This window comes from Pseudoalteromonas sp. 2CM41L (assembly GCF_023161905.1).
Taxonomy (GTDB): domain Bacteria; phylum Pseudomonadota; class Gammaproteobacteria; order Enterobacterales; family Alteromonadaceae; genus Pseudoalteromonas; species Pseudoalteromonas atlantica.
In genome coordinates this window covers 97,848-115,585 of sequence record NZ_JALNTN010000013.1, presented here as the reverse complement: position 1 = coordinate 115,585, position 17,738 = coordinate 97,848, and the positions used below count along the sequence as shown (strand labels likewise).

Below are 17,738 nucleotides of genomic sequence, written 5' to 3'. Positions count from 1 at the left end.
GTAGCTTGGCTGTTAGAACTCAATCTGTACGAGTGCCCACACAGATGATTGCTTTATATTGTTAAAGAACGTTGCGATTAAAGCGTTAAACTTTATCTCGCTAGGGCTGCGCATCTTACGCTTTCCTATTTTTTTGTCAACACTTAATTTTGTTAAACTTGAAAGTTTTTAAAACTAAGTTTTACTCGACTCACTAAGTAGCTCTTGCCTCGCTAAGCGTTGCTGTCTGCCCTCTCAGTGGGGTCGCATTATAGGGAGATCCGAAAACAGATCAACCCTTTTTTGAAGAAAACTTGAAATAAATGACTGTTCGCTGAGTATTTGAGCTAAACGCTCAAAAACTCTACTAAAAGTAGCCTTAAGCCCACTAAATTAGCGAGTTAAAATTAAATATCTCTGTTTGGTTGGCCAAATTGCTTTATCACTATCCTAATTACACTGTACATTTACAGCCTGGGGTATGTTTTATAAACCTTATACACTCGACTTATAGGGTTACCGCATAATTAAGCTTTTTGAGAATGCAGGCTTTATAACTACATTGGTTTAACTAAGTCGGTTTAACAGAATGAAGGTAATAGGTAATAGGTAATAGGTAATAGGTAATAGGTAATAGGTAATAGGTAATTATCAAGTAACTATTTGGAGGGATGTCAAATTTTAGGCATTAAAAAGCCGAGCATTAAGCTCGGCTTTTTGGTGTCTCTTTAAAGACTTACTCTGCAGACTGCGCGTCTTCTTGAACTTCTTCGTTAGTCGCTGGGCGACCTACTAGTTCAATATAAGCCATTGGTGCATTATCACCAGCACGGAAGCCACACTTAAGAATACGAGTGTAACCACCTGGACGGTCTGTATTACGAGGACCGATTTCGCTGAACAACTTACCAACTACTTCATTATCACGCGTGCGAGCAAACGCTAAACGGCGATTTGCTACACTGTCAGTCTTAGCCAGTGTGATTAAAGGTTCAATTACACGGCGTAACTCTTTCGCTTTAGGCAAAGTAGTTTTGATGATTTCATGTTTCACCAAAGAACCTGCCATATTGCTGAACATCGCTTTACGATGGCTACTGTTACGGTTTAATTGACGACCACTCTTACGATGGCGCATGACCCTATCCTTCTAACTAAACTAATATAGTGATTTAGATTATTCAGCTAGGCTTGCAGGCGGCCAATTTTCTAGGCGCATGCCTAGAGAAAGACCACGTGAAGCTAGCACGTCTTTTATTTCAGTTAGAGACTTCTTGCCTAGGTTAGGCGTTTTAAGAAGCTCAACTTCAGTGCGCTGAACTAAATCACCGATATATTGAATTTGCTCGGCTTTCAAACAGTTTGCTGAACGTACTGTTAGTTCAAGATCATCAACTGGACGAAGTAGAATAGGATCGAATTCTGGCTTCTCTTCTTTCTCTTCTGGCTCAGTTACATCACGTAAATCTACGAATGCATCTAATTGCTCAGCTAAGATAGTAGACGCACGGCGGATCGCTTCTTCAGGATCTAAGGTGCCGTTTGTTTCCATATCAATGATTAACTTGTCTAAGTCTGTACGTTGCTCAACACGGGCTGATTCAACCGAGTACGCAATACGTTCAACTGGGCTGAATGATGCATCAAGCAGCAATCGACCAATTGGACGCTCATCGTCATCAGAGGATAAACGACTAGATGCCGGCACATAACCACGACCACGCTCAACACGAATACGCATGCTGATCTCGCTGCTATCTGTCGTTAAATGACAAATAACGTGATCTGGATTAGCAATTGTTACATCGCCATCGTGCTGAATATCAGCCGCAGTCACAGGGCCTACACCAGATTTAGTCAGGGTCAGAAAAACTTCATCTTTGCCTTCTAACGTTACTGCTAGACCTTTTAGGTTTAGTAGTATTTCAATGATGTCTTCTTGTACGCCTTCTTTCGCGCTGTACTCATGCAATACACCGTCGATTTCAACTTCAGTTACTGCACATCCAGGCATAGATGATAACAGTATACGGCGTAAGGCATTACCCAGAGTATGGCCAAAGCCACGCTCTAGTGGTTCTAAAACTACTTTAGAACGCGTTGGGTTGATAGCGTCGATATCGACTAACCTTGGTTTTAGAAATTCTGTAACAGAACCCTGCATTTTATCCTCTCTTAACTCTTAACTTTACTTAGAGTAAAGTTCGACGATTAGTTGTTCATTAATGTCCGCAGACAGATCTGAACGCTCAGGTAGGCGCTTAAAGCTACCTTCCAATTTCTTACCGTCAACTTCAACCCAAGTCGGCTTTTCACGTTGCTCAGCCAACTCTAGAGCAGCGATGATACGTGCTTGTGTTTTAGACTTCTCACGGATTACTACAGTATCTTCTGGAGCAATTACGTATGAAGGAATGTTCACAACACGACCATTAACTAAAATCGCTTTGTGGCTTACTAACTGACGTGCTTCAGCGCGTGTGCTAGCAAAACCCATGCGATATACAACATTGTCTAAACGTTGCTCTAAAAGCTGTAACAAGTTTTCACCTGTATTACCTTTAAGGCGAGCAGCTTCTTTGTAGTAATTACGGAATTGCTTTTCTAATACACCGTAGATACGACGTACTTTTTGCTTTTCACGTAATTGTAAACCGTAATCAGATAAGCGACCTTTACGAGCGCCGTGCTGACCAGGTGCAGTCTCAAGTTTACACTTAGAGTCGATAGCTCTTACGCCGCTCTTAAGGAACAGGTCAGTACCTTCACGACGACTCAGCTTGAGCTTAGGGCCCAAATATCTTGCCATGTTATTTCTCCTAACCTATTGTTAAACGCGACGTTTCTTCGGTGGACGACAACCATTGTGTGGTATTGGCGTCACGTCAGTAATGTTGGTGATACGGTAACCAGCAGCATTCAAAGCACGTACAGCAGATTCACGACCTGGACCTGGACCTTTAATGAAAACTTCTAGATTTTTTAAACCGTATTCTTGAGCAGCAGTACCTGCACGCTCTGCAGCAACCTGAGCAGCAAATGGTGTAGATTTACGTGAACCACGGAAACCTGAACCACCGGCAGTAGCCCATGATAGTGCATTACCTTGACGGTCGGTAATTGTTACAATAGTGTTGTTGAAAGACGCATGAACATGAGCCATACCATCAGCAACTTGCTTTTTAACCTTTTTACGACGAATTGGTGTCTTAGCCATAATACTATCCCCTTATCGCTTAATAGGCTTACGAGGACCCTTACGGGTACGCGCGTTAGTCTTTGTTCTTTGACCACGTAGTGGTAAAGAGCGACGGTGACGTAGGCCACGGAAACAACCAAGGTCCATAAGGCGCTTGATATTTAGAGTAACTTCACGACGAAGGTCACCTTCTACAGTGTACTTGCCAACTGCATCACGCAGTACGTCAAGAGTTTCGTCTGAAAGTTCACCGATTTTTGTGGTCTCGGCGATACCAGTCGCTTCTAAGATAGCCTTAGAGCGAGTCTTACCTATGCCATAAATAGCTGTTAAACCAATAACTGCATGTTTATGATCAGGGACGTTAATGCCAGCGATACGGGCCACTAACACATCTCCTATATTTGAATTTGGTAATCAAAAGTTTGAAAAGCCCGTAAGGATACTCAAACGAAGACCAAATCACAACTAAAAACACAGGCCGAGAAATCTCAGCCTGCACGACTGTTTACTTAGCCTTGCCTTTGCTTATGCTTAGGCTCACTGCAAATTACGCGTACTACACCAGCACGTTTAATAACTTTACAGTTACGGCATATTTTCTTAACGGAAGCACGTACTTTCATTGCTCAACTCCGTAAACTGACCTTATCGGCCGTAGCCTTTAAGGTTCGCTTTTTTCAGCACAGAATCATACTGATGTGACATCAGGTGAGTCTGTACTTGTGCCATAAAGTCCATGATTACTACAACGATAATCAAAATTGATGTACCGCCGAAATAGAATGGCGTTTGCCATGCCATAGTCATGAATTCGGGCACCAGACAGATAAAGGTTATATACAAAGCACCTGCCAATGTCAGGCGTGTCATCACTTTATCAATGTATTTAGATGTCTGCTCACCTGGACGAATACCTGGGATAAATGCGCCAGATTTCTTCAGGTTGTCTGCTGTCTCACGCGGGTTAAAAACCAACGCTGTGTAGAAAAAGCAGAAGAAGATGATAGCTGCTGCTAGCACCATCGCATACAAAGGCTGACCTGGAGTCAACGTTGTTGCAATAGCTTGTAGCACATCAGCGACCGGACCTTCACCCTGGCCGAACCAGCTTGCAATTGTACCAGGGAACAGAATTATACTGCTAGCGAAGATTGGTGGAATAACACCCGCCATGTTTACTTTTAGTGGTAAATGCGTGCTTTGAGCAGCAAATACTTGACGACCTTGTTGGCGTTTAGCGTAGTTAACAACGATACGACGTTGTCCACGTTCGAAAAACACTACAAGATAAGTAACAGCGAATACTATAACCGCAACCATCAACAGTACAAAAACATTCAAATCACCTTGGCGCGCCATTTCGGCTGTCGAACCAATAGCAGACGGCAGGTTAGCTACAATACCAACAAATATTAGAACTGAGATACCGTTACCGATACCGCGTTCTGTTATTTGTTCGCCCAACCACATTAGGAACATAGTACCAGTTACTAAACTCACCACTGCGGTGAAATAGAAACCGAGACCCGGGTTAACAACTAACCCTTCCATCATGCCCGGTAAGCTAGTTGCAATACCGATTGATTGGATAGTAGCAAGCACAAGCGTGCCGTAGCGTGTGTACTGGCTAATTTTTTTACGCCCTTGCTCACCTTCTTTCTTAAGCTCTATAAACGGAGGATACATATGCGTTAATAGTTGCGTAATAATCGAAGCCGAGATATACGGCATAATACCCAGTGCTAACACTGAAGCTCGCTCAAGCGCACCACCGCTAAACATGTTGAACATCTCAACAATGGTGCCCTTTTGTTGCTCGAAGAAATCGGCAAGTACAGCGGCGTCAATCCCAGGGATTGGCACAAATGAACCTAGACGGTAAATAATGATAGCACCTAAAACAAATAGTAATCGACGCTTCAATTCCGAAAGTCCACTTTGTGCACTTTGTGTATCTTGACCTGGTTTAGCCATTAGTACTTCCTTAGTCTTCTACCTTGCCTCCGGCAGCTTCAATAGCTTCGCGAGCACCTTTAGAAGCCTTAAGGCCTTTAACGGTAACAGCGCGTGAAACTTCGCCAGATTTAACAACTTTAACGAACAGAACGTTCTTTTTAACTAGACCAGCTGCTTGTAACGCGTTTAGGTCTACCACATCGCCTTCAACTTTAGCGATTTCAAAAAGGTTTACTTCTGCAGATACTAACGATTTGCGTGAAGTGAAACCAAATTTAGGTAGACGACGTTGCATAGGCATTTGACCGCCTTCAAAACCAACGCGTACTTTACCGCCAGAACGTGATTTTTGACCTTTGTGACCACGGCCACCAGTCTTACCAAGACCAGAACCGATACCACGACCAACACGTTTTGGAGCAGTTTTAGAACCTGCAGCAGGTGAAAGTGTATTCAAATGCATGAAATTAACCCTCTACCTTAACCATGTAAGAAACTCGGTTGATCATACCACGCACACATGCTGTGTCTTCTAACTCAACAGTGTGGTTGATACGACGTAAACCAAGACCGCGTAATGTAGCTTTATGCTTCGGTAAACGACCGATAGAGCTCTTTACTTGTGTTACTTTTACAGTTTTATTTGCCATGGTTACCCCAGAATTTCGTCTACGCGCAGACCACGTTTAGCAGCGATTGACTCAGGAGAGTTCATGTTCTCTAGAGCTTGAATCGTTGCACGTACTACGTTGATCGGGTTGGTAGAACCGTAACATTTAGAAAGTACGTTCTGCACACCAGTAACTTCTAGTACTGCACGCATAGCACCACCTGCGATGATACCAGTACCTTCAGATGCTGGTTTCATGAACACTTGTGAGCCAGCATGACGTCCTTTAACAGGATGCTGTAATGTGTTGCCATTTAGGTCTACATTGATCATGTTGCGACGTGCTTTTTCCATTGCTTTTTGAATAGCAGCTGGAACTTCACGAGCTTTACCATAACCAAAACCTACTTTACCTGCGCCATCACCAACTACAGTTAGTGCAGTGAAGCTAAAGATACGACCACCTTTAACTACTTTAGACACACGGTTTACCGCGATTAGCTTTTCAGCTAAATCAGGCTGTTGTTGCTTTGCTTCTACGTTAGCCATTGTCTACTCCTAGAATTGCAAACCGGCTTCACGCGCAGCATCAGCTAGCGCCTTCACACGGCCGTGATATTTAAAGCCACTGCGATCAAAAGCAATCTTTTCGATGCCTTTGTCAGCCGCACGTTCTGCAACCGCTTTACCAACTGCTTGTGCAGCTGAAACGTTGCCTGTGCCTTTAACTGTTTCGCTAATAGCTTTCTCAACAGTAGAAGCAGCAGCCAGTACAGTACCCTCAGCATTAACTACTTGAGCGTAAATGTGACGTGGCGTGCGGTGGATAACAAGACGCGTTGTGCCTTGTTCAATATAATTTCTACGAGTGCGTTTAGCACGACGTAGACGAGCTGTTTTTTTATCCATCGTCTTACCTTACTTCTTCTTAGCCTCTTTACGGCGTACATTCTCATCTGAATAACGAACACCTTTACCTTTATAAGGCTCTGGTTTACGGTATGCACGAATGTTAGCAGCTGTTTGACCAACTAACTGCTTATCTACGCCCTTAACTAGAACTTCTGTTTGGCTTGGAGTTTCAATCGTAATTCCCTCAGGAACTTCGAAATTAACTGGGTGCGAGAAACCAAGTGTTAAGTCTAAAACTTTACCCTTAGCTGCAGCACGGTAACCAACACCTACTAACTGAAGTTTCTTCTCGTAACCTTCATGCGTACCAACAACCATGTTGTTGATTAGAGCGCGAGCAGTACCTGCTTGAGCCCATGCATTAGCTACGCCTTCACGAGGTAAAGTTGTAATAACGTTGTCGTTAACTTGTACTTCAACAGCGTTGTTGATAGTACGAGTAAGTTCACCGTTTTTGCCTTTAACTGTGATGTCCTGGCCTTTTAATGTAACTTCTACACCGGCAGGAACATTGATTGGTGCCTTTGCTATGCGAGACATAGTTCCCCTCCGATTAAGCTACAAAGCCAATGATTTCACCACCAACACCAGCACTACGTGCTGCGCGGTCTGTCATTAGGCCTTTAGAAGTTGATACGATAGCGATACCAAGACCACCCATTACCTTCGGTAATTCGTCACGTTTCTTATAGATACGTAGACCAGGGCGGCTAACACGCTGGATATTTTCAATTACAGCTTTGCCTTCGAAGTATTTCAACTCGATAGAAAGCTCAGGTTTCGCTTCGCTGTTTACAGCGAAATCTGCGATGTAACCTTCGTCTTTTAATACTTTAGCTACTGCTACTTTCAGCTTTGAAGTTGGCATCGTTACAGATACTTTCTTCGCTGATTGACCGTTACGGATACGTGTAAACAAATCCGCGATAGGATCTTGCAAGCTCATAGTCTTACTCCCGTGATACTATTACCAGCTAGCCTTTTTAAGGCCAGGAATTTCACCGCGCATAGCTGCTTCGCGAACTTTAATACGGCTCATGCCGAATTTGCGAAGGAAACCATGTGGGCGGCCCGTAATGTTACAACGATTACGTTGACGTGCAGGGCTAGAATCACGTGGTAAAGCTTGAAGCTTAAGTACCGCGTCCCAACGATCATCTTCAGATGCGTTAACATCGCTGATGATAGCTTTTAGTGCTGCACGCTTTTCAGCGTACTGAGCAACTAGTTTAGTGCGCTTTGCTTCGCGCGCTTTCATAGAATTCTTTGCCATAACCCTACCCTTATTTCTTGAATGGGAAGTTAAACGCTTCTAACAACGCACGGCCTTCCTCATCAGATTTCGCAGAAGTTGTGATTGTGATATCCATACCGCGTACACGGTCTACTTTATCGTAATCAATTTCTGGGAAGATGATTTGTTCACGTACGCCCATGCTGTAGTTACCACGTCCATCAAAAGACTTAGCACTCACACCACGGAAGTCACGGATACGTGGGATAGCGATTGATACCAAACGCTCAAAAAAGTCCCACATACGCTCGCCGCGTAAGGTTACTTTACAGCCTATTGGGTAGCCTTCACGCACTTTGAAGCCAGCAACAGATTTGCGTGCTTTAGTGATTAAAGGTTTCTGACCAGCGATAGCTTCTAGATCCGCAACAGCGTTATCTAAAATCTTCTTGTCAGCTAGGGCTTCGCCCACGCCCATATTTAATGTGATCTTTTCGATCTGAGGGACTTGCATGACAGAGCTGAAACCAAACTTCTCTTGAAGCTCAGCAACTACTTTGTCTTTATATACTTCATGCAGTTTCGCCATCATTCTACTCCAACTATTAGATAGTTTTACCAGTAGATTTAAAGATACGTAATTTCTTACCATCTTCAATCTTGAAACCTACACGATCTGCTTTACTCGTTTCCGAGTTGTAGATCGCAACGTTTGATACGTCGATAGACGCTTCTTTCTCAACAATGCCGCCAGCTTGGTTCAATTGTGGAACCGGCTTTTGGTGTTTCTTGATTAAGTTAATGCCTTCGACAAATACTCGACCAGACTCGGTAACAACTGAAAGCACTTTGCCGCGCTTACCTTTGTCTTTACCTGCTAGTACGATTACTTCGTCATCACGACGGATTTTTGCTGCCATGATAGACTCCTTACAGTACTTCTGGGGCTAGTGAAACAATTTTCATGAACTTATCATTACGAAGTTCACGAGTCACAGGGCCGAAGATACGAGTACCAATTGGCTGCAAGTTATCATTTAAGATAACAGCCGCATTGCTATCGAAACGGATCAGAGAACCGTCCGGACGACGAACGCCTTTTTTGGTACGCACAACTACCGCGTTTTTAACATCACCTTTCTTCACTTTACCGCGAGGAATAGCTTCTTTCACAGAAACTTTAATGATATCGCCAACTGCCGCATAGCGACGGTGTGAACCACCAAGGACTTTTATACACTGCACTTTGCGAGCGCCGCTGTTATCAGCAACTTCCAGCTGAGTTTGCATTTGGATCATGTTAATGACCTCCGGTGTAGTAATTACAACTTGCCTTAAATTTGTTTAAAATCAAGGCACTTCGATTAAATCCCACTCAAAAAACAACAGAGTTGTCTCTTAAGGGCGGGCAATTGTACCAGCATTGGCTAGTGAGTGGTAGGTTATTTTTTAATTAATTTAAGGGAAGGACAGATTAAAACTGAGTAAAAACCGCTATGTAGCTATTTTACAAGTGGTTATAAAACAATCAAGGCGCAAATAGCGCCTTAATTATTTATTTGTGGGGCTTAATAGTTAGCCAAATAAACCTTTTAGTTTATCTTTAACTTTGTCCTTGGCTTTTTCTTTTGCTTTCTCTTTGGCGTCATCGAGTTTTTGTTTTGCTTCATCTTTAAGCGCGTTGCTTACATCTAGCTTAAAGCCAACGTCATGAAATGGGCCTTCTATACGCAGTGGGATTTTAAAGCCTGTACTATCATCTGTAGTGCCTTGCCCTTCAATCGAATCAACAATGCCGGTCACTAAGCGATAATCAACATTGGTTTTAGGCAAATCTACATCGCCCTCACCTGTAATACGAATAAGTGGGCTCATCAGCGATAGGTCGTTATTATGGCCCACGCCATTAGTAAAGTTAAAGCTACCGGTGAGCGCAGAAAAATCTGTTTGCTCTGATTCTTCAAAGCCTGTATCAAGCCCTTCACTCACAGCACCAAGATTACCCGTAATAAGCTCTTTGCCTTTGCGAACCATCTCAGCCACGTTTGCGCCTTTAACAGCACCATCGGCAAATTCAAAGCTAACCTTGCCATTTAATGCATTAATGAAGGTTTTTTGACTTTGCCCAGTTGTGGTTAAATTCCAATTTAATGACCCTTTACCCATAAGCTTATCAAAGCCAGCTGCATCAGTGAGTAACGGTTGTGCGTCTATGTCGGCTAAATCAAAATTTGTGCTTATTTTATACGGCGTTTGCTGCGCATTTATGTTGATAACCCCTTTACCAGTGCCCTCATATGCTTTAAAGCTATCTAAGCTTAATTTAGCAACGCTGTTATTTAAATCGACTGTAAATTGATTAGCACCTAGCTCAATATCGTTAGCTTTTAAACCGCTTGAGCGAATAACTACATTAGCATTAAGTGCATTTAATGCGCTTAAATCAATTTTAGTATCGTCCCAAACAATCGGCTGCGCGGCTTTAGGTTCTTCGCTTTGCGGCGCTTGCTGCTTAGCGACTACCTCCGGTAAGTAGGGATTCAAATCAAGCATACCTAGGTCTATATCAGCATTAACCGCTAGTTTATTGCCTAAGTTTACTTCACTTTTTCCTTTAATCTCTAATTCATCTAGGGTAGCAATCAGCTCTTCTAAGTTAAACGTATCATCTATAAGATGCATTTTACCGTTTACACTAAACGCATTAAATGCATTTTCTTTAGCGTTTAAGTCTACCCCTTGCCAAGTTGCTAGCTCCTTAACAGAGTCGCCACTTAGCGCTAACTCGCCTTTTATATCTTTACCTTGGCGAGCAATACTGCCGTTAAAAGTAAGATCGACCAAGCGAGAGTCTACGCTTTGAGTAACCTCAAATGTCGCCCCTTCAATTGCCTTTGCCGGCGTATCAAGTTTTACATCAAGCTCAAAGCGCTCTTGCATATATGTAATGCCGCCTTTGATCTCTAGTGTTTTACGTAGTGAAGGAAGTAAAATAGCCAATTCCAAGTCACTAATTTGTTGTTTAGCGCCTGTTTGCCCATCTAGGTAAGTAAACGTACCACCGTAAATAGCCACTTCACCTAACTCTATATCAAAGTTCTCTGGTAGTTTAACAGCCTCACCTGATTGAGTTTGCTCTTGCGGCTGCTCTGCTACAGCATCAAACAACTGCCAGTTAGCTTTACCGTTTTTATCAGTTTCTAATAAAATATTGGGCTCGTTAATAACAAACTTATCAAGTTTGAATTCGCCGCCAAATAACGATAACCATGGTATATGCACAGCTAATTGCTCCATACTTGCCATGTCGTCGCGCGAGCCTGTCTGCATGTTTGCAAAGTGTACATCGTTAAGCTCTAACTTTAATGCAGGAAATACACTAAGCGTTTTATCACCTTTAATAGTAAGTGTGCGCCCTGTTGTTTTTTCAACCTGTTCAGATACTTTATTAAAAATAGTATCGGTTGGGATTAAAAACGGAGCGGCAATAATTAACGCAATACAAAGTAAGAGTATTACACCAACAATTTTGAGTAAGGTCTTCATGATCATCCTTTCAAACGTGCAAATAATGTTCTTATCATAGCGAGTGTTAGCTTTAAAATCATTGTCGTTGTGACAAAAAAGCACTTTATTGTAATTTATTTAATTTGAAATGAATTTATGCTTAAAAGTAAACGTTGCGAAATTGGTGACTAAAAGTAAAGCTCATCAAGTTTAAATCTAACCAAGTATTAAACCCTACAACATTGCATCCCTTGAATTGTTAGGTATGATGCACGGCCCTGTTGCTATTGGCGTATTTGCGCTAAAATAAAGCAGCTAAAAAATGTATCTACTCGGAGACTCTACAAGGCATGAAAAAACTGCTAATTTCACCGTCAAAAATGGCGCTAGGCGAACAAGAAAGTCAAATTTACCAAAACATCTTGAAGCAAGCTTCAGAACTAAGCCTAAACCTAATGGCCGTGAAAGTAGAAAACCACCCAGAGGATTTTTTAGGCTGGTGTTATGAGCTGCTAAGTGCAAGTAAAGACCGTATAAATTACGATTTACTAGAGCCACAACAACTGCCAGTTTTAAAAAAGCTGCACGACCAGCTAACCTCAGCAATTAGCTTTTTACAGCTTAAAACAATACGTGTAGCACCTTGGCCTGTTATTAGTATGTTTGTAGAGCAACACAAAGAACTTATTGCACTGGACGAACAGCTTCGCCTTACCACGTATTTGCACAGCATTCGTGAGCAAGCACTAAAAGATATGATCCCAGAGGATTTACTGGCATTTAGTGGTAAACACACTGCCACGCTCGACCCAAGCACCTATAACTTTGATGTTGAATGGTTCGCATCAACAAAAAGTGCAAAGGGTTTTCATCAAATGCTAGCCGACTTACCTGGCGCGTTTGACGATGCACTTGCTAACATCCCGCTTGAAGGTGATGTGAGCGAAGCTGATTACCAACAGTTTGTTGTTGCTTATTTACTTGCCTTTAACGGTAGCGATGAAAAGCCAACCCTTGCTCCTGCTACACGTTTATTAGCAATGCGCCGCCCCGATGTGTTTACGCCGATTAGTAATAGCCGTCTTGATGCATTATGCGCAGCTTTAGGTATTACAAAATTAAACAATCGCGACTTTGAGCGCTACTGGCAAGATATAGTACAAAGCATTCATGCTATGTCGTGGTTTAAAATGGCTAATGGCAGCAATGAACTAGAAGAGCAACTAGTTAGTATAAAAGCGTTATTACCGTGCTTTTTTTACTATGCAGATGCCAGCACGGCCGACAACTCAAATTATATTAAGCTATTAAATAAACCTAAACGCAGCACAACAAGTGCAGGAAAAGCACAGCGCAGAGGTAAAGAGTCAGCCGAAATACTTGTAGACCGTGCACTTGCAGCCGATGACATTCCCGAGCATATTCGTAGCAAACGCGACTCTATTATTAGCGAAGTACAAAAAGGCCGCGGAGTAAACGAAACAATTAGTCTTATGCGCACTATATTTGGCTAAATTTACCTAACCTAACTGTATTTTTCTGGTGCAGTTAGGTTAATTTATGCACCAGCAGTGTGCGTTTTTTAATTAACCACCTCAATCATCCCCTCTTCTAAAACTTCTCAACATATTGTTTTATAAAAGTAAAAAAACAGTTTTATAGAAATTATTTTAAGCTGGCACATACAGTGCAATTGCATTCCCAGTTAAACAATAAAACACCGCCAGTCAAAGGGTTGCCAATAAGAGAATAAAAACCTAGGCGATAAAAATCATATAACGGGAAATGGACATGCTAAAACTAAAAAAAACCGTCGCAATTAGCGCAATAGCTTTATTAGGTGCTACATCTTTAACATCAACAGCCGTACATGCAGAAGTAACAGCAAACGCAGCGGCTACGTCTAACTACTTATGGCGTGGTCAAGAGCAAACTGGGGGCGATGCTGCTATTTCTGGCGGTATTGATTACGCTGACGAGTCAGGCTTTTATGTAGGTACTTGGGCATCAAATGCTTCATGGGCCGATGAAATGACTTACGAGCTTGATGTTTACGCGGGTTTTGGTGGCGATATTAACGACACATTTAGCTACGATGTAGGTTACATTTATTACGCTTACCCAGATGCAGCTTCTGAGGCAGATGCTGATTTCTCTGAAATTTACGGTAGCATCAGCGCAGAAGGTTTCACCTTTGGCGCTGCAATCCTTGCCACTTCAGCGGCAGATGGCGATGGCACCGACTTTGGCGATTCATTATACCTAAATGCCGATTACAGCTTTGCTGTTGGCAGCAATGGTACTGAGGTTGCGCTGCACTTAGGTCACTACTCTGGCGACTTTATAGGCGATGATAATATTATTGATTACGGTATCTCTGTATCAAAAGATGGTTTTACTTTTGGCGTATCTGACACCGACATGGATGAGTCAGATGTTAAAGTTTACGTAGGCTACGCTGTAGACTTTACGCTTTAAAACAAAATGTGTTACTTGCTGCAACACTAAGGGCCTTTTGGCCCTTTTCTCGTTTAGGGCACCTAAATACTCACAGCGCCTTTTAATTTTAGCTACTAAAGCACTTTGCTATATAACCCACTTCGGTTAATCGCCGAGCTTCTCGCTGCTATTACCCCTTTTTACCAATATGCTAATTCGCTTTATTAAGCTTTATTGCGCATTTGTATTAGTAATTCGCTAAAACAAAAAAGGCCGCATTAAATGCGGCCTTTCAGTTAATTACTAATCGTTAATCGTTAAAACTTAGCTAGGTTGTTTTTACTGTCTTTATCTACAAGCTTAATGTACGGGTCAACCCCTGCGTACACTGGCTTTTCTTTTACTTTTAGCTCAATAGCATTAGTACCAGAGACTATTTGATGCTTTTGCGAGTAAATCACAAAGTCTTCAGCGAGAAGGTTTTCAGGGTCATCGCTAAACAATGCAATATCAATTAGCTCATCAAGTGGTTGCTCGGTTTCTTCACCTTGTCCATCGGCATGCTGCTTAGTTGCTTCAACGTTCAGTGTTACTGTATAAAAACCTTCGCTATCAACATCATCTGTAACCGACACTGCTTTCATTTCAAGCTCATAAAGCGTTATATATTTAAACTGATCATCAATAAAACGTTGCTCCGCTTGCGTTGCGTCTTGTTTTAAATAGCTAAGTAAATCAAGCGTAGTTGGGTATGGGGTTGATTGGTATTTAAACTCATTCAAAAACGCTTTAAGTGCGGCATTTAAGCGTTCTTCACCTAATCGGTCATACAAAGCCATCATCGCAACTGAGCCTTTATTGTAATGAAGATATTGTTGCGACTGCGTTTTATACAGCGGCATTTCTTCAAAGGCTTCGCCTGTGCGGCCCATTAAGTATCTATCTAACTCGTACTTTAAGAATTTACGAAGCTTCTCGGCGCCAAAGCGTTTTTTTAGTACCATAAGCGCACTGTATTGGGAGAGCGATTCAGAAATAACGGCACTGCCCTCTACATTAGCCCCAGATACTTGATGCCCCCACCATTGGTGTGCAACTTCATGTGCGGTTACATAGTAAGGTAGGTCAACTTTACTCTCATCTCTTAAGTCTGTGTTAAAGCCAATACTTTCTGAGTAAGGCACCGTATTAGCAAAACTTTGCGCAAACGAGCGATACTTAGGAAACTCAATAATACGAAGCTGTTTATGCTGATATGGCCCAAAGGCTTGCGTGTAGTAATCTATTGAGTCTTGTACCGACTCAATCATACGGTCAACATTCCATGCATGATCTTTGTGGTAGTACACCTCAATATTTACACCGTTATGTTCAACCTTTTTGCTTTCAAGCTCCGCCGAAAGCACAGAATAAAAGTTTAAAATAGGGGCATCCATTTTATAAACAAAAGTACGTCTTCCGTCTTTTACACTTTCACTTTTTAAATAACCGGGTGTAATAGCAAATTGTGACTCATCAGTGGTTACTGTTGCCTTGTAGTTTATAAAGCCATTAGCAGGCCCAAACTCATTTTGCGTATAATAGCGGCTGTCTTCTAGTTTATGTGCACGTTCAAGCTCGGGTAAATCGTGCTTACGGCGCTCATACTTATCCGCAATTTGAAAATACTTTTGATAACCAAAATTTGGTAATAATTCTCTATTATTTACAAATGTACCATTGTGCACGAGTTGAGTATCAGATCCTCTATCAACAAAACCGTCGTGTTCACGAGTAACAGAAAGCTCACCTTCGCGTACTTCATTAGGCATTAGCGGTTGTTCAAACTCAAACCATACCATGCCAAAATCGGTTAAACGCTCAACTATTTTTCCGCCCGCCATTTTTACATCCCAGCTTTTAGATTGGCTAGGCTCGTTAATTAACACACGGGTTATTGGCTCGTTTGCGGTATTGGTAAACTTAATTTTAGCCACGGCATTTAAAGCACGTTTTTTAGGGTAAATATCAATGTGTAAATCAACATCAGTTATTATAGGCAGTGGCAAGTCTTTGTATTGTGAGAACTCTTGCTCATACCTTACTTGTAGCGCTTCGTTATCATCACTTGTTACAAACTCATTTATTACACGGGTGTTGTAATAAATGTTATAACCCGCGCCCACAAATACCAATAAACTTATAACGGCTGCAATCTGGCCTTTTAAAGACATGTTGTAACGCACTAAAGATAAACGCGTACGCAATGTTTGCGATGGACCACGATGCCATAAAGCAAACCCTACAATAGCTAAAAACACACTCAATGCGCCCCAATATAGGGTATACCAATGCGCGCCTTGTAAAAAATGCCCGTAACCGTTTATGTCTGAATACGGTACGCTGCTGCTTTGCGAAAAATGATACATATGATGCTCAAACCCGTAAGCACCCATTACCATTTGAGCAATGTAATACAGAATAAACAAACCCATACCTATGTATTTATTAGGGCTAACTATTTGTAAAAAGAACGCCAAAATAGCCATCATAATTAAAGGCAATAATGTAAGGTAACCCAACCTAAATAAGTACTGGCCAAGCTCTAGGTTAAATTGCCCCTTAAATAGTTGCACTGCAATGGTAAACATCATACCTACTAAATAAAGGCCACAAACCGCAGTGATTAGCGCAATAATTTTAGATACCCAAAACACACTGTTATGCACTGGGTAGCTGTCAACAATATCGCCCATACCACTGTGGCGTTCTCGCCAAACCAGCTCTGCGCTGTAATAAGCAATAATAATAAACATAAATATAGCGGAGGCGTTTTGAATAATGCCCACCATGTTTTGTGTGAGCGGCCAATCTGTTGTGCCATATGCGCCAATAGGCGCAAAAAGTGGTGCGAGTAACGTAATAATACTGACACCCGCTAAAATCATAAAAGGAGCACTTAATATAACCTGCTTAAGCTCAAATAAGCTGCGCATTACTAATTGCGATTGCGTATTGACCCCTTTTGACTTGTAATTTTTAGCGCTGCTAATAAGTGCTGCTTGTTTGTTTTTTACAAACGTAGAAACAGCAAATTGCTTTTTCTGTTTTTTAGTGACTACGCGATTAGCTAACTTTCCGAGGCCAAAAAACATCGCTAAACTTAGTGCTACCCATAAAATACGGTTAATTAAAAAATCGCCCGAAAGCGTTAACACTTCAGTATTTTTATCACTTACAGTCCAGTAACGGGTTAAGTCAATTAACGACCCAGTGCCAAATGGGTCTGCGTAAACAACAATATTTCTAAACGCTAAATCGTCAAAATAGATACTCGCCAATTGGTAACTTATATAGATCACCACGGCCGTTACATATACCGCCATCATGGTTTTAAAATAAACCGCCACACTATTAAAAATAGCACTGAGCACCAATAAGCTTGGCACCGCTAAATATAAAAAAGGCGCAGCGTAATATATAAACTTATTAGGGCCTACTAGCTCACTATCAAGCCAGCCAACCAACAAGCCAAACTGAGATCCCAAAAATACGCCTAGTGGCACAGTTAAAAAAACAACGAGCACAACCAAGTAAGCACCAAAAAAACGCCCTGATTGATAAGCAAGCGGGTTAACGGGCTTACTAAACACCAGCTCATCCATTTTGGTCTCGCTGTTGCGAATCGCTGAGCTTGCAACAAAGTTAACCACTAAAAACATAGCAAGCGTACAAAAGGTAACCGTTAAAACCATAATGGTATAAGGCGAATTCATATGAACATTAGCCCCACCTAGCGGAAACTTACTACTGGAGCTTATAAAAAACGCCATAAAAAAGAAGATTAATGAGGTCACATAAAACGAAGGCTGGCGCACAAAATAGCGCAGCTCAAACGCGAGCATATTAAAAAACATAGC

21 protein-coding genes are annotated in these 17,738 nt (G+C 41.9%); 2 read left to right on the top strand and 19 right to left on the bottom strand.

Annotated elements, in window-relative coordinates:
• Positions 1-715: 715 nt before the first annotated feature.
• The 18 genes from rplQ to MTF64_RS14865 form a co-directional block, all read right to left on the bottom strand.
• On the bottom strand, positions 716-1,117 hold the full coding sequence (gene rplQ / locus MTF64_RS14950) for a 50S ribosomal protein L17 (RefSeq protein ID WP_004589197.1): 402 nt from the start codon (positions 1,115-1,117) through the stop codon (positions 716-718).
• 39 nt (positions 1,118-1,156) lie between these two features.
• Positions 1,157-2,143 carry a DNA-directed RNA polymerase subunit alpha gene (gene rpoA, locus MTF64_RS14945; RefSeq protein ID WP_004589198.1) on the bottom strand — a complete coding sequence of 329 codons (987 nt, stop codon included), beginning with the start codon at positions 2,141-2,143 and terminating at the stop codon, positions 1,157-1,159.
• A 24-nt stretch (positions 2,144-2,167) separates the two neighbouring features.
• A complete protein-coding gene (rpsD, locus tag MTF64_RS14940) occupies positions 2,168-2,788 on the bottom strand; it encodes a 30S ribosomal protein S4 (protein WP_004589199.1) in 621 nt (206 codons plus the stop codon).
• Between the two features lie 21 nt (positions 2,789-2,809).
• Positions 2,810-3,196 carry a 30S ribosomal protein S11 gene (gene rpsK / locus MTF64_RS14935; RefSeq protein ID WP_002959471.1) on the bottom strand — a complete coding sequence of 129 codons (387 nt, stop codon included), beginning with the start codon at positions 3,194-3,196 and terminating at the stop codon, positions 2,810-2,812.
• A gap of 12 nt (positions 3,197-3,208) precedes the next feature.
• Positions 3,209-3,565 carry a 30S ribosomal protein S13 gene (rpsM, locus tag MTF64_RS14930; protein ID WP_004589200.1) on the bottom strand — a complete coding sequence of 119 codons (357 nt, stop codon included), beginning with the start codon at positions 3,563-3,565 and terminating at the stop codon, positions 3,209-3,211.
• A gap of 125 nt (positions 3,566-3,690) precedes the next feature.
• On the bottom strand, positions 3,691-3,804 hold the full coding sequence (gene rpmJ / locus MTF64_RS14925; RefSeq protein WP_002959476.1) for a 50S ribosomal protein L36: 114 nt from the start codon (positions 3,802-3,804) through the stop codon (positions 3,691-3,693).
• A gap of 22 nt (positions 3,805-3,826) precedes the next feature.
• A complete protein-coding gene (gene secY / locus MTF64_RS14920; RefSeq protein ID WP_004589201.1) occupies positions 3,827-5,155 on the bottom strand; it encodes a preprotein translocase subunit SecY in 1,329 nt (442 codons plus the stop codon).
• A 10-nt stretch (positions 5,156-5,165) separates the two neighbouring features.
• On the bottom strand, positions 5,166-5,600 hold the full coding sequence (gene rplO / locus MTF64_RS14915; protein ID WP_004589202.1) for a 50S ribosomal protein L15: 435 nt from the start codon (positions 5,598-5,600) through the stop codon (positions 5,166-5,168).
• 4 nt (positions 5,601-5,604) lie between these two features.
• Positions 5,605-5,787, bottom strand: a complete 183-nt coding sequence (gene rpmD, locus MTF64_RS14910; protein ID WP_004589203.1) for a 50S ribosomal protein L30 — start codon at positions 5,785-5,787, stop codon at positions 5,605-5,607.
• Between the two features lie 2 nt (positions 5,788-5,789).
• Positions 5,790-6,296 (bottom strand): 30S ribosomal protein S5, encoded by a 507-nt coding sequence (gene rpsE, locus MTF64_RS14905; RefSeq protein WP_004589204.1) that lies wholly within the window; start codon positions 6,294-6,296, stop codon positions 5,790-5,792.
• 9 nt (positions 6,297-6,305) lie between these two features.
• Positions 6,306-6,656, bottom strand: a complete 351-nt coding sequence (rplR, locus tag MTF64_RS14900; RefSeq protein WP_004589205.1) for a 50S ribosomal protein L18 — start codon at positions 6,654-6,656, stop codon at positions 6,306-6,308.
• Between the two features lie 9 nt (positions 6,657-6,665).
• Entirely contained in the window at positions 6,666-7,199 is a 534-nt protein-coding gene (gene rplF, locus MTF64_RS14895) for a 50S ribosomal protein L6 (protein ID WP_004589206.1), read from the bottom strand.
• Between the two features lie 13 nt (positions 7,200-7,212).
• A complete protein-coding gene (gene rpsH, locus MTF64_RS14890) occupies positions 7,213-7,605 on the bottom strand; it encodes a 30S ribosomal protein S8 (RefSeq protein ID WP_004589207.1) in 393 nt (130 codons plus the stop codon).
• Positions 7,606-7,626: 21 nt separating this feature from the next.
• Positions 7,627-7,932, bottom strand: a complete 306-nt coding sequence (gene rpsN / locus MTF64_RS14885) for a 30S ribosomal protein S14 (RefSeq protein WP_004589208.1) — start codon at positions 7,930-7,932, stop codon at positions 7,627-7,629.
• Positions 7,933-7,942: 10 nt separating this feature from the next.
• Positions 7,943-8,482 (bottom strand): 50S ribosomal protein L5, encoded by a 540-nt coding sequence (rplE, locus tag MTF64_RS14880; RefSeq protein WP_004589209.1) that lies wholly within the window; start codon positions 8,480-8,482, stop codon positions 7,943-7,945.
• A gap of 16 nt (positions 8,483-8,498) precedes the next feature.
• The gene (gene rplX, locus MTF64_RS14875; protein ID WP_004589210.1) at positions 8,499-8,813 is read right to left on the bottom strand and encodes a 50S ribosomal protein L24; all 315 of its coding nucleotides are present in this window, start codon (positions 8,811-8,813) and stop codon (positions 8,499-8,501) included.
• Between the two features lie 10 nt (positions 8,814-8,823).
• Positions 8,824-9,192 carry a 50S ribosomal protein L14 gene (gene rplN / locus MTF64_RS14870; RefSeq protein ID WP_004589211.1) on the bottom strand — a complete coding sequence of 123 codons (369 nt, stop codon included), beginning with the start codon at positions 9,190-9,192 and terminating at the stop codon, positions 8,824-8,826.
• A 276-nt stretch (positions 9,193-9,468) separates the two neighbouring features.
• Entirely contained in the window at positions 9,469-11,439 is a 1,971-nt protein-coding gene (locus MTF64_RS14865) for an AsmA family protein (protein ID WP_248451843.1), read from the bottom strand.
• Positions 11,440-11,750: 311 nt separating this feature from the next.
• Between MTF64_RS14865 and MTF64_RS14860 the strand changes: the two genes are divergently transcribed.
• Both MTF64_RS14860 and MTF64_RS14855 read left to right on the top strand, forming a co-directional pair.
• Positions 11,751-12,914, top strand: a complete 1,164-nt coding sequence (locus MTF64_RS14860; protein ID WP_248451842.1) for a hypothetical protein — start codon at positions 11,751-11,753, stop codon at positions 12,912-12,914.
• 277 nt (positions 12,915-13,191) lie between these two features.
• Entirely contained in the window at positions 13,192-13,878 is a 687-nt protein-coding gene (locus MTF64_RS14855) for a TorF family putative porin (protein WP_054983352.1), read from the top strand.
• 278 nt (positions 13,879-14,156) lie between these two features.
• Here MTF64_RS14855 and MTF64_RS14850 read toward each other — a convergent pair whose 3' ends face one another.
• Complete coding sequence (locus tag MTF64_RS14850; RefSeq protein WP_248451841.1) at positions 14,157-17,735, bottom strand: M1 family aminopeptidase; 3,579 nt, start codon at positions 17,733-17,735, stop codon at positions 14,157-14,159.
• Positions 17,736-17,738 lie beyond the last annotated feature (3 nt).